Here is a 14,884-nt window from a genome sequence, read left to right as displayed (position 1 = left end):
TAAACATTAAAATTTCCATCGAATCTAACTCCATAGATATGCGGATATCGCTTTTGTGTCCTGTAACACTTATATAAAATAAATATAAATATCTGAATTTATTGTGTTTTTTTATCTTTCTTTTAACTAAACAGCATTTATTGTATACTATTTAGGTTAGAAAATGCTTTATTGAGGAGGTAGTATTGTGGATACAACTGTATGTAAAGAGGGACAAGAAATTTGGGAGGATTACGAAGAAAAGCGTAAAGCAGGCTTTATAAAGGCTATGGAGTTTAAGAAAAAGGGTGGGAAGATAGCTGGCTGCCTTTGCGCTTACACACCTGTTGAAATCCTTGAGGCCGCGGGGATGGCGTCAATTGGGCTTTGCGGTACAAGCCAGGAGACTATTCCTGACGCTGAAAGGGTGTTGCCTAAGACTATATGCCCGCTGATAAAGTCAACCTATGGCTTTGCACTTACTAAGAAATGTCCTTATACATATTTTTCAGACATTATAATAGGTGAAACTACCTGTGATGGCAAGAAAAAGATGTATGAGCTTTTGGGAGAGATTAAGGATGTACATATTCTTCATCTTCCTCAGGGAAAAGATGTACCCTATGCAAAGAAGATGTGGTATGAAGAATGTGTAAGGATGAAAGAAGCGCTTGAAGAAAAATTTGGAATCACTATCACGGATGAAGCCTTAAGAAACGCGGTAAAAAAGAGAAATTATGCAAGGAAACTTATGTGCGAGCTATATGCTATGCAAAAGGCGGAGCCTCCTATGATGAAGGGAATCGATATGATGCTTAGCATCCAGAAGGAAACCTTTGCTATGAGTGTGGATGACTATATAGCTGATATGGAAAAACTGATAGCTGATGCAAAAAAAGCCTACTTAGAGGAAGGAGAGAGGCCGGTATCAGCTGATGCCAAGAGAATTCTTCTTACAGGCTGTCCAAGTGGAGGTCTTATTGAAAAGGTTGTAATGACAATTGAGTCGCTTGGTGGAGTTGTAGTCTGTCGAAATGACTGTTCGGGAGAGAGAAGCCAGAGCTTTTTAATAGATGAAAATGCAGAGAATATCCTAGAAGCCATAAGCGATAGATATTTAAAAATCGATTGCTCTGTAATGACACCAAATACAGGAAGATATGAAGATACCTTAAACATGATTGAAAAGTACAAGGTAGACGGAGTCATTGATATAGTGTTAACCGGCTGCCATACCTTCAATATAGAAACACATACGATGTCAAAGGTAATGAAGGAAAATGATATTCCTTATATGAAGCTTGAAACTGACTATGCCCTAGCTGATAAGGGGCAGATTGACACCAGAATAGGCGCATTTATAGAGATGCTTTAAGGATTATTGCGAGTCATTTATTGAATATTTCAATAAATGACTCTTTTAATAATAAACAAAAATTAGCCAGATAAGCAGGGTGGTGGTACAATTAAATTGTGCTGTTAAGACAAAAAGGGGGACTTATGAGGTGTCAGAAAAAGATATAATAAACAAACAAACTACTGCCGGTTTAACAAAGGACGAACTTTGGGAAATTGAAGAAAATAATAAGAGCAGACATCAAAAGATACTTGACTTCATCATATCTTTTTTTCCTATAGTATGTTTTGCTATAGCAGTTCTTGAGTATATATTGGTACCTGACAAATATCCAAATGCAAATCCTAAGAGATACCTGATTTTACTTTCACTTCCTATAGCTGTATACGTATGTAGGCTTATTCATGCGATTTTGCTCTATAAAAAAGGGAATAGAAAGAAATTTGCAAAAGTAAGATTCAAGGCACCATTTCTGTCTGCAATTTTCTTATTTTTAGCTCTTTTTGATGTGCTTACATTGAAAACAGGAATACTTTTATATCCATTTATACCTTGGGTAAATGACATTATCAATGCTGCAATTTTAGACAAGGACCAGCTTATAGTATGTACCTTATTTACCCTAAGATTGTTATTTACCGGATATATTTGTGGCGTTGTACTTGGGATTATAACCGGAGTAGCAAGTGGTTATAGTGAAAAGGTAAGATACTGGATAAGTCCTATAGTAAAGGTGCTTGGACCTATACCTACAGCTACCTGGATTCCACTTATTATGATACTTGCAAGCTCACTTATGGCAGGCTCAGTCTTTATAGTGGGTCTTGGAACCTGGTTTGCTGTAACAATAGCAACTACCTCAGGAATATCAAATGTGGACAAATCCTACTACGAAGTTGCCAAAACCCTCGGCTCTTCTAACCGACAGCTTGTATTTAACATAGCCATCCCACATGCCATGCCCAATATTTTACAGGGAATGACACAGGGAATGAGCTCAGCCTGTATTTCACTTATGATAGCCGAGATGCTTGGTGTAGAGGCGGGACTTGGCTGGTACATAACCTGGGCAAAGGCTTGGGCAGCCTACAACAAGATGTTTGCGGCAATAGTAATTATCTGTATAGTATTCAATATAGTAACAAGAGTACTGGATAGAATTAAGAACTATATTCTCCGTTGGCAGATAGGAGTAGTGAAATAATGAGTGAAGCAATAGAATTAAAACTTAAAGATGTTTCAAAAAGCTTTTCAAGGGTAGATTCCACAGAAGTTACCAACGCAGTAACAGATGTAAATGTTAGCATGTATAATGGTGAGTTTGTAAGCCTTGTGGGAACTTCAGGCTGTGGAAAGTCAACTATCTTAAGAATGATAGCGGGTCTTATAGCTCCTACTACAGGCGAACTTACGATAAATGGAACTAAAATAACATCACCGGGGCCCGATATCGGTATGGTTTTTCAAAAGCCTACACTATTTCCCTGGCTTACAGTCGAGGACAATGTAGCCTTCAGCCTGAAGATGCAGGGAAAGCTAAAAGAGGGTATGGAAGATGTTCAGAGACTTATAAAGGTAATAGGCCTTGAGAAATTTAAGAAAGATTATCCGGGACAGCTTTCAGGGGGAATGGCGCAAAGAGTAGCTCTTGCAAGGGCAATGATAAGTAAACCTGGGATTCTTCTTATGGATGAACCTCTCGGAGCCTTAGATGCATTTACCAGGATGAATATGCAAAATGAGATACTAGACATGTGGCAGGTAAATAAGCAGTTAGTTGTCATGGTGACACATGACATAGATGAGGCAATTCATATGAGCAGCAGGATATTAGTAATGGAAGCTCATCCGGGAAGAATACGCGAGGAAATAAAGATAGATATGGATTATCCTCGTAACCGAAGCAGTTCTTCATTTGTGGAGTACCGTAATCATATACTTGATTTACTGCACTTCGCTTAGATATAGGTGTCATAGACACCGTGAATAAAAAATAAAGGAGGAAAAAAATGAAGAAGGTATTAAGTATTGCACTTTGTGCAGTGGTAGCATTTTCGGTGGTTGGATGCGGGGCTAAGAGTAGTTCAGACAGCGCTAAAACATCATCAAAGACAGAGGTCTCAGCAAGTCAGGCTGCTTCTAAGTCCTCTGCGGCATCTACAGCTTCTGCTAAAAGCTCTGTGGCGTCTGCTGTAAACACAGCTGATGAAGAGGCTTGGAAGAAGGAGCCTGCCTACGGTAAAACTCTTAAGTTCCTTACAGGAGATGGATGTACTTCAGCAGTTAACGTAGCACAGGAGCTTGGATACTATAAGGAGCAGGGGCTTACAGTTGAAGGCTTTAAGGGCGACTCTGATGTGGAAGCAATAGGGACCAATCAGGTTCAGATAGCCATCGGCCACATTGCTAAGTCTATGGTTCCTGCAACAAACGGCGTAAACCTTTGCTTTGTTGGCGGTGCGCACTTACTCACAGGCTGCAAAGCCATGTATGTGCTTGATGAGAGCAACTATAAGAGCTATGATGACCTAAAGGGTAAGTCAATTTCCGCGCCAAGCGGCATAGGAACAGCCGACTACAATATCTCTGCAAGACTTTTTATAGAGGCAGGTATTGACCCTCTTAAGGACTTAAAGATAGTACAGGTAGAAAAAGATGCCTGTGTAGCAGCCATGAAGAGTGGCGAGATAGCAGCAGCTCTTCTTCCTGAGTCATATGGCTATCCTCTTGTTAAGCAGGGACTGCTTCGCAAGGTAGAGTCTGCTGACGGTAACAGCAGAAACGAGCTTTGCTGTATAGTTATGATGAACAAAGACTTCATAAAAGAGAATCCTATTACCTCAGCTAAGATGGCTTCAGCAGTTAAAAAGGCACTTAAGTGGATGGGAGACAATCCTGAGGACTGCACAAAGCTGCTTATGAAGATAGGTCTTAACGGAAGTGATTATGATATGAACCTTGAATTAAATAAGCTTATGCAGTTTGGTAAGCAGACAGATGATTATACAACTGAGCAGATGAAGAGCATAGTTGACGGTTATATAAATGCTAAGCTAATTACTGCTACAACTGATGCAGATGCAGTATACAAGAGCATTTGGAACCCTATTGGAAGCGCTGAATAAGACCCCTTAAATTTGGCCTTGTGCCTTTTGCACACCTTTTATGGGAGAAGCCTTCGGAAACCGTTCTATCCAATATGCATTCTCCCAAATAAAAAACTGCCATACTTGAAGAGGTTTCAAGTATGGCAGTTTTTTTATTCGATAGGAAATTACACCGAAATTACCTGTCAAACATAAATCTATCTAGTAGAATCCTTCCTTATATCAGACTCTATTTTATCACAGCCTGCCCGGTATTCCAGCTTGAGTAAGTGGCCTTTGACTTTACATAAGACATAGCTTTGCTTACAGCAGGTATGCTTATAATAATCATTGTAGCTACAGCCTCAGGAACTATGTAGGTTGCGTTATATCCAAGTGAATATACTACGGCAGGTGTGCCCTCAGGTGCATAATTGCCAAAGAAAACAACCCCTGAAATGACTGCAAAGATATATCTTCCCAGTACTCCCACTATGTAGCCCTTGAGTAAGCCGTGCTTCTTCTCGTAGAATATACCTGAAAGGCCGAGAGCTCCAAAGGCAAGTGGATAGTCAGTAATAAGCTGGAGAGGGCTGTAGAAGACCGGGTCAGCCAAGAACTGAAGCAGTCCGTAGGCAAAACCTGTCATAAGACCTGCCTTTAGCCCATACCAATAGCCTATCAGCACGATAAAAAGCATGCTAAAGAGAGTAATAGAGCCACCCATTGGAAGTCTGCTAAATTTGATTTCAGCGGTTACTATAGCCAGTGCCATAGCCACGGCTGAAAAGACCAGCTGGGTGGTAGCCATAGCTCTTACCTTGCCTGCTGTCTTAGGCCTTAAGACGATGGCAATCGCAACCAGCAAAGCTATGAGGATTCCTACGGTTATAAGCCCGTATGGTGTCAGTTTGAATACATTTTCACCCCAGTCATTTACACTTGGTGTTGCTAAAAAAGACATAAAAAAACCTCCTTCACAGTCTGGCGTAAGGAGATTATCTTTGCTTCCTTACGCCGGTATTATCCGGTTCAAGTATTAAGGGTCTGAAGCTTTGCTTCATCTCAGCCTAAGGCTCCCCTAGCAGACACAATTATACTACTGCAATTTTTATTTGTCAAATGAAAATTACTATCAATTAAGTCGAGAAATTAAGAATCAATATCATTTATCAGATAATTTTGCAAAATGTTTTTAAAAACATTCACAATTTGATTGCAAATAAATTATGTAAATGTTAGAATACCGATTAAGGCTTGTCAGAGGCGGTAAGACATAGAATAAGCGTAAAGGACTGACAAAGGCCTAAAATATAGAAAACGGAGGGATAAGAAATGGTAGAAGATAGGTATTCAGAGTTAGGAAAAAATATCAAGGGTTCAAAGACTGAGAAGAATCTTATGGATGCCTTTGCAGGTGAGTCACAGGCTAGAAACAAGTATACATATTTCGCATCTAAGGCAAGAAAAGATGGATATGTTCAGATAGCTGAAATATTTGAGGAAACAGCAGGAAATGAAAGGGAGCATGCAGAAATCTGGTATAAGATACTTGCCGGAATCGGCTTTACCGATGAGAACCTTGAGACTGCTGCCGAAGGTGAGGCTTATGAGTGGAAAGAGATGTACCCTACCTTTGCTAAGGAAGCAAGAGAAGAAGGCTTTACAGGAATTGCAAAGCTTTTTGAGATGGTAGCAGACATCGAGAAGGAGCATGAGGAGAGATACCGTAAGCTCCTTGCCAACATGAAGGGCGACCTTGTATTCTCATCAGATGGTGATACTATCTGGCAGTGCATGAACTGCGGACATATCGTAGTTGGACCAAAGGCTCCTAAGGTATGTCCTGTATGCAATCATCCACAGGCATATTTTGAGAGAAAGGCAAACAATTATTAATTAAAAGCAGTAGCAGGAATGCTTCCTGCAGACTGATTATGAAAGACCTCGGAACATATTGTTCCGGGGTTTTTCGCGGTTATGGGAATCTTTAGCAATCTACAAACTGAGGGACTATATATTAGAGTGGTACACACACTTTGTGATTGTATATTTTAGCTATTTGTGATAGTATACTAAGGATAGGCGTTTTTATTTTAAACGCAGACTCCGACAGGGGAGAATAATAAAGTGGGTAGGGTTAAACATGGCTGATATTAAAAAATATATTTTAGACGGTTACCGTTTTGATGATTCGGATTCTTATGAGCAGGCAAGAAGAGAGCTTGCAAGGATAGCAGATATCAAGTCTGAAAGAAATCTTAGAGAAGAAGAAAGCCTTAGAGAAGTATACGATACTTTGGTGGAGAGTGAAGAATTTGAAACACCTGTTGGAATAGGATTTCTTAGGGAAGCACAGAAGAGGCTTGTGAAGAATCCTGAACAGAGAAAGACTATGAAGGCTATTCCTTTCCATGCCGTTGTTCGTGAAGTATATGTAAATAATGGCCTGGCTGAACCAACCTATGTGGACGCAGAGGTGGAGGCAGTGCCTGATACTAAAGAAGCGATAGATACAGAAGCACAAAATCAGGTAAGTACCGCAGAGGAAGAGAAGAATCTTAGTATTATTAACTCTCTTAGGGCTAAGATAAGAAATTATAGAATCATAATTGCTTTTTTGATTATTATGGTAATAGTTCCTTTTGGGGTTTTATTTTACGATAAAGTGATTAACCCAAACCTTGCAGAAGAATCTCTTGTCAATGAGTATGCTTCTTGGAAAGAAGAGCTCACAAAGAAGGAGCAGGAGCTTAACGAACGTGAACAGATACTTGATGATATGCGTATAGAAAATCAAAAGTAGATTAAATTTGGAGAATAAAAGATGGAAAAAGCCAAGATTCTTGTAGTTGATGATGAGAGCAGGATGCGTAAACTGGTTAGTGATTTTTTGCATCACGAAGGATATGCGGTTGTAGAGGCAGAAGACGGAGAGAAGGCGGTAGATATCTTCTTTGAACGGGGAGATATTGCTTTAATTATCCTGGATGTAATGATGCCTAAAATGGATGGCTGGCAGGTATGCAGGGAAATAAGGAGGCATTCGGAAGTGCCTATAATTATGCTTACAGCCAAGTCAGATGAAAAGGATGAACTCCAGGGCTTTGAGCTGGGAGTTGATGAGTATATATCAAAGCCTTTTAGCCCTAAGATACTTATGGCAAGAGTAGAGGCTATATTAAGGAGGGCAGGTGCAACAGGTGATGACAGCTTTGAAGTTGGAGGCATCAAGATAGACAAGGCCTCACACGAGGTTATAATAGATGGAAAGCCCGTGGACCTTAGTGTGAAGGAATTTGAACTGCTTCTTTATTTTATGACCAACAGGGGGATTGCTTTATCGAGGGAAAAGATACTTAACAACGTATGGAACTATGACTACTTTGGAGATGCGAGAACAATAGATACACATGTTAAGAAGCTTAGGGCAAAGATGGGGTCTAAGGGGGATTTGATTAAAACGATTTGGGGAATCGGGTATAAGTTTGAGGCCTAGTGCCCTGTAAGAGGTTTAAATGAAACATTCCATTAAAGTGCGTCTAATAATAATTTTAATTACTCTTTTAAGTGCAACCATATTGTTTAGCTGGGTTATAAATAAAGTATTTCTTGAAAAATACTATGAAAGCTATAAGATAAACAGGCTGGGAGACACTTACACCAAGGTAAATTCAAAGTACGATGCGGATAATATATCTGCTCTAAGCCTTGGTTATGAGCAGCTTGCGTCCAAACAGAATGTATCTTTATACATATTTAACGGATTTAGCTATTCTGGAGGAATCATACTTCAGACTTTATTTCCGACAAATATGAATGAGATACAAAACAGAAGACTGCAAAGCGATATTATAGAGTATTATAAAAAAACTCTTCCAAATGAAGAAGAGGTTAAAAGCGAGAAAGAGGCTACAAGGCTATTAGTCAAGACAGATAAATATAGTATATACAGGCATTTTGATACAAGACTTGAGGTCAACTATATCGAACTATATGGCATTCTTGATGCGGGAGACAAGATATTTATAAGAAGCAACTATGACAACATTACCGAAAGCGCAATGATATCAAGTACCTTCTTTGCTTATGTGGGCGTGGTTTCAATATTAATAGGCTCAATTATTATGTATGTCGTAGGTGTTGAATTTACCAAGCCGATACTTAAGCTGTCTCAGATGACCAGAGATATAAGCAATCTTAACTTTGATGTGCATTATAATGGAAAGAGACAGGATGAAGTTGGTGAGCTTGGACATAGTATCAATGTGCTCTCTGAAAAGCTCGAGGATACCATATCCTCACTTAAATCCGCCAATAATAAACTGAAAAAGGACATAAAGCAGAAAGAAAAAGTGGAAGAGATGAGGCAGGAATTTCTTTCCAATGTAACTCACGAACTTAAAACTCCTATAGCCCTTATACAGGGGTATGCTGAAGGACTTAAAGACAATATTCAGGGGGATGAGGAAAGCAGGCAGTTTTACTGTGAAGTAATAATGGATGAAGCTGCCAAGATGAACAACATGGTAAAGAGGCTTCTAAGCCTTAGTGAGCTTGAGTTTGGAGACAGCAAGGTTCAGTTTGACAGATTTGACATAATAACTGTCCTTAATTCGGTTGTGGGTTCTATGAATATGGTCTACAAACAAAAAAATGTGATTTCAAAGATGTCAGATATTAAATCCTGCTACGTATGGGCCGATGAATACTTAGTAGAAGAAGTTATAACTAATTATATAAGTAATGCGCTAAATCATGTCGAAGAAGATAGTAATGGCGAAAAAATAATATCTATCTGTGTTAAGAAAAGCAATTCTATAGTACGAATCTCTGTATTTAATACAGGACAGCCCATACCGGAAGAGGCAATTGAGAGGATATGGGACAAGTTTTATAAAGTCGATAAGGCTAGAACCAGAGAATATGGGGGCAACGGCATAGGGCTCTCCATAGTGAAGGCAATTATGAATTCGCTTAACAGGGAATGTGGAGTGAAGAACTGGGATAACGGAGTGGAATTTTGGTTCGAACTGGATACTAAGGCTTAAAGGAGAATGTAAATAATGAAGAAGAAGTTTGTGTTGCTTGTGCTTACAGCTGTAATGGCGATTAATCTGTCTGCCTGTGATACGGGAGATACCGGGCTTTCAGAAAGTGAACTAAATGAGGTGGCAGAATATGCAGCCAAAATGGTGCTAAAGCACACAAGGAACTATAAGCCTACATTGCAGGAAGAGCTTGAGATTAAAGAGAACCCCAATGTTGTAAAAGAAGACTTTGGTAAGGCTGATGAAGACAGCGATGAGGATAATAATGAAAAGAATAATTCTAATACCTCTTCATCAATTGAAAATAATGCCGATATAAATAATGATAAGAATAGTTCCGGAGATAACAGTAGTACATCTGCGATCAATGAAACCGATGAAAATAGCGATACTGCAGCTACTTTGAACGATGTCTATAAGTCAGACGGATTCGAAGTAGTATATGGCGGTGCGGGAGAATATTCAAGATATCCAAAGAATGAAGGATATTTTTCTCTTGTTGCGGCTGACAATATGAAGCTGTATGTTGTAGAATTTTCAATAAGAAATAAGACAGATAAGAAAAAGAAGTTTTCACAGAATGATGGAGTAACTTATAACCTGACTTTTGACGGAAGCAATTATATCAAGCCAAGTCTTACTCTTCTTGAAAATGACATGCAGACAATTGAAGTGGCTATAGCAGGTGGTAAATCTTCAAAAGGTGTCATTGTTTTCAATGTACCAAAGGCTGCTGACAGAAACAAAGCAAAGTTAAAAGTTTCAAACGGAAACAAGTCCTATACCCTCAATGTGGCCCAGTAAGGATGAGATTTTATATCAAAATTACCCTTTACCTAAGCGGGCTTTGAATGGTATAATATAAGGACTGTAACCATGAGTTTTAACATTCCGGATATTTATTATACATTATGGACAAAATTGTGGGAGGTTATTATGGATACTGGAATTTTACTTCAGAGTGGAACAAACGAGTTGGAAGTGCTCGAATTTAACATTGGTGCCAATCACTATGGAATCAATGTTGCTAAGGTAAAGGAAATCATGCCTTATGCAGAGCCTACACCAATTCCAAATGCACACGACACAATCGAAGGCATATTTATGCCAAGAGATACAATAGTTACAATAGTGGATCTTGCAAAAAGCCTTATGATACCACCATCACCTGATAAAACAAAGGATATGTACATCGTAACCAATTTTAATAACCTTAATATTGGTTTCCACGTACATGGCGTTCAGGGAATACACAGACTTACCTGGTCTGATATAACAAAGCCTGATGAAACAATCAATGATGCTGAGAGAAGCGTAGCTACCGGTATCATTAAGTTTGACAGCAGACTTATAGTTGTACTGGATTTTGAGAAGATTGTATCTACAATCAACCCTGAAACAGGTATAAAGGCTCAGGATATTGACAGATTGGGAGTAAGAACCAGAAATAATTCTCCTATTCTTATAGCAGAGGATTCACCTATGCTTGAGAAGATGATAATAGACTGTCTGACAAAGGCAGGCTATGTAAATATCACAGCAACTGCTAATGGTGAGGAAGCCTGGAACACATTGCTTCGCTATAAGAACGAAGGTGACCCTACAGAGCAGTGCCATTGCATAATTACTGATATTGAAATGCCAATGATGGATGGTCACAGGCTTACTAAGCTTGTTAAGGATGACAATGAACTTAAGAAGATTCCTCTCATCATATTCTCATCACTTATTAATGATGAGATGAGACGCAAGGGCGAGTCCCTTGGTGCCGATGCTCAGCTTACAAAGCCTGAAATCGGACAACTTGTTGAAGCAATTGACAGATTAGTTTTAAGCTAGATTATAAAAATAACTAAAATTAAAGCCAACAATGCTTTAGGATGGAGGAGAGATTGGATAAGGATAATGAATCTTACCTAGATGAACTGCTTGAGACTATTGGGCAGGAACCTCCATATGAAACTAACAGGAGGAAAAAAGCGACTGCAAGAGCCAAAAAGAGTAAGATGTCATCCGCTGATGTAACTATCGATTCTTTGGATGAAGAATTTAATCTTGATGACCTGGATGATTCATTTCTTGATGATGTGGACCTGGATGAACTCATTAGTCTTACCAATGCTGATTCGGGTAAATCAGGTCAAAAGGCGGCAGAAGTTAATCTGACTGATAGTGAAAAGGCTGATAATTTAGATAATGTTGAAACTGCTACAGGCGAGGTAGAGGATACTCAGGCAGTTAAAGAAGACAGCACCTTAGGTGAAATGCCTGAAGAAGGTACATATACAGATGTAGGAGAGGCTCCTGTAGCTAAAGCCCCATCCGACTTTGATGAAGAACCTGCTTTAAGAGGCTTAGATGATGTGGCTGATGAAAATCAGGCTTCAAGTGAAGAAGATGTAGAAACTGCTGAAGAAATAGGCGATGAGATTGGCTCTGAACTTGGTGTAGAGTTAGGAGAAGAAATCGGTACCGAGACAGGCAGTGATGTAGGTGAAGAGATAGGAACTGAAATCGGTGAGGAGATTGGAACCGAGATAGGTACTGAAATTGGAGACGAAACAGGCACCGGGATTGGGGCTGAAGCTGAGCCTTATGATAGCGGTGCTGAAGGTATTGTACCTGATGGTGCATCAGGTGATACGAAGCCTGATGATGCTTACAGTGAGTCAGATAAAGCGTCTGCACCGGATATAAATGCGCTTGATGACATAGGTGCACCGGAGGTTTTATCTGATAAAGAAATAGCCTCCAATAAGTCCTCTAAGAAAGGTAAGACAGGAAAGAAGGGCGGAGATAAAAAGGGATTATTCTCAGTTATTTTTCAAAAGCTCTTTGCCAATGTTCCACTTACTGAAGAAGAGATTGCAGCAATCCCTACTCCTGAACAGGAAGAGGCCGCAAAGAAGGAAAAAGAAGCCGAGGCTGCCAAGAAGAAAGAAGATAAAAAGGCGGCTGCAGAGGCAGACAAGAAGAAAAAAGCAGAAGAAGCCAAGAAAAAGGCTGCTGACAACAAGGCAAAGAAGGCTGCCAAGGATGCAGCAAAGAAGGCTGCCAAGAAGGAAGCAGAGCTTAAAAGGCTTAGGGCAGAGGCTCTTGAACAGCCTGAAGGCAAGATAAATAAGGCAGGTGCCACCATTATTCTTCTATTCTTTGTAGTGGCAGCCGCAGTTGTAATAATTGGAACCAATATCTTCTCTTACGATATAAGCATAGCCGATGCCACCCATAAGTTTGGCAACCACAAGTACACAGAGGCTTATGAGGGTATCAGGGGACTTGATATCAAAGAGAAGGATATGCTTATACATGACAAGATTTATACTGTTATGTTCGTTAACAAACAGCTAAACTCATATAACAACTTCTTTGCTATGGGTGATTACTCATCTGCACTTGACTCTTTGATTAAGGGACTTTCAAGATATGATAAGTATATAGCTCTTGCAAGACAGTTAGGTATACATACAGACCTTGATTATGTGAGAAAACAGATAATGGCAGAGCTTCAAAGCGTATACGGAGTAGACGAGAGAGAAGCGCTTGAACTTATGGATATGACTGACAGACAGGACTACAGTGAGAGAATATATGCTATTGTCTCAAAGCTTGATACCAAGGCTATTGAAGCTGAGAAGGACAAAGATGAACTGGTGCCATAGGCAAAATCACAGGTGGAGGACTTAGGTCTTTCACCTTTTTTATGGAGGGATTATGGGAAGTGTGACAAATGACTGGCTGCCTGTTGTGGAGGCAGAAACAAAAAAAGAATATTATAGAAATCTCTATGCTTTTTTGAAGGATGAATATAGCCACCACATTATTTACCCAAAGTCTGATGATATTTTTAATGCTCTTCATCTAACTCCTTTAAGTCAGGTAAAGGTGGTAATACTGGGGCAGGATCCTTACCACGAGCCGGGACAGGCTGAGGGGCTGTCTTTTTCAGTACCAAAGGGAGAGAAAATCCCTCCATCCCTCCAAAATATATACAAGGAGTTACAGGCTGAGCTTGGTCTTAACATACCTGAAACAGGCTCTCTTAGAAAGTGGGCGAGGCAGGGAGTACTGCTCCTTAATACTTTATTAACGGTGAGGGCTCACGAGGCATTTTCACATAAAGGAAGGGGATGGGAGTACTTTACCGATGCACTTATAAGAGCGGTTAACAAAGAAGACAGACCTATAGTCTATCTCCTTTGGGGAAAGGCTGCAAGAGACAAAAAAGAGATGCTAAGTAATCCTAAGCATCTCATACTGGAATCAGCTCACCCAAGCCCATTGTCAGCCCATAGAGGCTTTATGGGCAATGGTCATTTTAAAAGAGCCAATGAATTTCTTACTGCACACGGTGCAGAACCTATAGACTGGCAGTTAGAGGATTAGAGTAGGGTAATACCACACAAATCTGCATTTTCCACAGTGTCAGGAGTCCATACTGAGGATTGAACTTCCCCAATATGGGCTTTTTTTAGGTAGAACATACAGATTCGTGACTGACCTATACCTCCGCCTACTGTATAAGGAAGCTCTTTATTAAGTATAGCTTTTTGAAAAGGAAGCTCTGCCCTGTCCATACAGCCTGCGATTTGAAGCTGTTCCTTAAGGCGGAGTTCGTCTACCCTGACACCCATTGAAGAAAGCTCAAGGGCTATATCAAGCAGAGGGTAATATACAATGATGTCTCCATTTAGCTGCCAGTCATCATAGTCGGGAGCCCTGCCATCGTGCCTTTCTCCGGAGTTTAGGGCGCCTCCTATCTGGCTTATAAATACAGCACCGTGAGCCTTTGCGGCCTTGTACTCCCTTTCCTTTGGAGTAAGGGTAGGATATTCATCCTCTAGCTGCTGGGAACTTACAAAGCAAATCTGCTCAGGAAGCTCTGGCTTAATGTAGTTATATTTTCTTGCCATGTGCATCTCTGTGCTTTTAAGCGCCTCGTACACAGACATAACAGTCTTTTTAAGAGTGTGTTCGTTCCTCTCTTCTTTGTTGATGATTTTCTCCCAATCCCACTGGTCTACAAAGATAGAATGAATGTTGTCTGTATCCTCATCCCTTCTTATTGCGTTCATATCTGTATACAGACCTTCACCCGAATGAAAGCCGTACCTTTTAAGAGCGTATCTCTTCCATTTAGCAAGGGAGTGCACTATCTCAAGAGGCTCTGCATCAGGCTGTTCCTTTAGGTCAAAGGCTACAGGCCTTTCCACACCGTTTAAGTTGTCGTTAAGACCGGTTTCAGGCCTTACAAAAAGTGGTGCAGATACTCTGGTGAGGTTTAGCTGTTTAGCCAGTTCACGCTCAAAATAGTCCTTTACAGACTTTATGGCAACCTCGGTTTCTCTGATGCTTAGCGCAGGAGAGTAACCCTCAGGAAATATTTCGTTTTTCATAGTTGGCCTCCATTA

General features: G+C 40.1%; 14 protein-coding genes and 1 riboswitch. Of the genes, 12 read left to right on the top strand and 2 right to left on the bottom strand.

Annotated elements, in window-relative coordinates; all coding sequences use genetic code 11:
• Window positions 1–187 precede the first annotated feature (187 nt).
• The 4 genes from JJN12_RS09230 to JJN12_RS09215 all read left to right on the top strand — a co-directional run bounded on the left by JJN12_RS09230 (window position 188) and on the right by JJN12_RS09215 (window position 4,461).
• Window positions 188–1,354, top strand: a complete 1,167-nt coding sequence (locus tag JJN12_RS09230; protein ID WP_328706799.1) for a double-cubane-cluster-containing anaerobic reductase — start codon at window positions 188–190, stop codon at window positions 1,352–1,354.
• A 130-nt stretch (window positions 1,355–1,484) separates the two neighbouring features.
• Window positions 1,485–2,540 (top strand): ABC transporter permease, encoded by a 1,056-nt coding sequence (locus JJN12_RS14490; protein WP_328706798.1) that lies wholly within the window; start codon window positions 1,485–1,487, stop codon window positions 2,538–2,540.
• Window positions 2,540–3,298 carry an ABC transporter ATP-binding protein gene (locus JJN12_RS09220; protein WP_208429410.1) on the top strand — a complete coding sequence of 253 codons (759 nt, stop codon included), beginning with the start codon at window positions 2,540–2,542 and terminating at the stop codon, window positions 3,296–3,298. Before JJN12_RS14490 ends, JJN12_RS09220 begins: the two co-directional genes overlap by 1 nt.
• Window positions 3,299–3,345: 47 nt before the next feature.
• On the top strand, window positions 3,346–4,461 hold the full coding sequence (locus JJN12_RS09215; RefSeq protein ID WP_208429409.1) for an ABC transporter substrate-binding protein: 1,116 nt from the start codon (window positions 3,346–3,348) through the stop codon (window positions 4,459–4,461).
• A gap of 211 nt (window positions 4,462–4,672) precedes the next feature.
• Here the strand turns inward: JJN12_RS09215 and thiT are convergent, their stop codons facing one another.
• The gene (thiT, locus tag JJN12_RS09210) at window positions 4,673–5,386 is read right to left on the bottom strand and encodes an energy-coupled thiamine transporter ThiT (protein ID WP_208429408.1); all 714 of its coding nucleotides are present in this window, start codon (window positions 5,384–5,386) and stop codon (window positions 4,673–4,675) included.
• Window positions 5,387–5,414: 28 nt separating this feature from the next.
• Window positions 5,415–5,515: riboswitch (TPP riboswitch) on the bottom strand.
• Window positions 5,516–5,757: 242 nt separating this feature from the next.
• Between thiT and rbr the strand changes: the two genes are divergently transcribed.
• The 8 genes from rbr to JJN12_RS09170 all read left to right on the top strand — a co-directional run bounded on the left by rbr (window position 5,758) and on the right by JJN12_RS09170 (window position 13,859).
• Window positions 5,758–6,321: a rubrerythrin gene (gene rbr / locus JJN12_RS09205; protein ID WP_208429407.1), complete on the top strand. Its 564-nt coding sequence runs from the start codon at window positions 5,758–5,760 to the stop codon at window positions 6,319–6,321.
• Window positions 6,322–6,568: 247 nt separating this feature from the next.
• Complete coding sequence (locus JJN12_RS09200) at window positions 6,569–7,228, top strand: hypothetical protein (RefSeq protein WP_208429406.1); 660 nt, start codon at window positions 6,569–6,571, stop codon at window positions 7,226–7,228.
• Between the two features lie 21 nt (window positions 7,229–7,249).
• Window positions 7,250–7,921, top strand: coding sequence for a response regulator transcription factor (locus JJN12_RS09195; RefSeq protein WP_208429405.1), 672 nt, complete (start codon window positions 7,250–7,252; stop codon window positions 7,919–7,921).
• Window positions 7,922–7,940: 19 nt separating this feature from the next.
• A complete protein-coding gene (locus tag JJN12_RS09190) occupies window positions 7,941–9,473 on the top strand; it encodes a sensor histidine kinase (protein WP_208429404.1) in 1,533 nt (510 codons plus the stop codon).
• 15 nt (window positions 9,474–9,488) lie between these two features.
• Window positions 9,489–10,277 carry a hypothetical protein gene (locus JJN12_RS09185; RefSeq protein ID WP_208429403.1) on the top strand — a complete coding sequence of 263 codons (789 nt, stop codon included), beginning with the start codon at window positions 9,489–9,491 and terminating at the stop codon, window positions 10,275–10,277.
• A 132-nt stretch (window positions 10,278–10,409) separates the two neighbouring features.
• Window positions 10,410–11,312, top strand: a complete 903-nt coding sequence (locus JJN12_RS09180; RefSeq protein WP_208429402.1) for a chemotaxis protein — start codon at window positions 10,410–10,412, stop codon at window positions 11,310–11,312.
• A gap of 53 nt (window positions 11,313–11,365) precedes the next feature.
• Complete coding sequence (locus JJN12_RS09175; protein ID WP_208429401.1) at window positions 11,366–13,135, top strand: hypothetical protein; 1,770 nt, start codon at window positions 11,366–11,368, stop codon at window positions 13,133–13,135.
• 52 nt (window positions 13,136–13,187) lie between these two features.
• Entirely contained in the window at window positions 13,188–13,859 is a 672-nt protein-coding gene (locus JJN12_RS09170; RefSeq protein WP_208429400.1) for a uracil-DNA glycosylase, read from the top strand.
• On the opposite strand, the gene asnA is transcribed toward JJN12_RS09170, so the two are convergent.
• Window positions 13,856–14,869 (bottom strand): aspartate--ammonia ligase, encoded by a 1,014-nt coding sequence (asnA, locus tag JJN12_RS09165; RefSeq protein WP_208429399.1) that lies wholly within the window; start codon window positions 14,867–14,869, stop codon window positions 13,856–13,858. The genes JJN12_RS09170 and asnA overlap by 4 nt on opposite strands.
• Between the last annotated feature and the right edge of the window lie 15 nt (window positions 14,870–14,884).

It is taken from the genome of Catonella massiliensis (genome assembly GCF_016651435.1).
In the GTDB taxonomy this organism is placed as follows: domain Bacteria; phylum Bacillota; class Clostridia; order Lachnospirales; family Lachnospiraceae; genus Catonella; species Catonella massiliensis.
The sequence above is the reverse complement of the archived record's forward strand: the minus strand, read 5'-3'. Positions and strand labels throughout refer to the sequence as shown.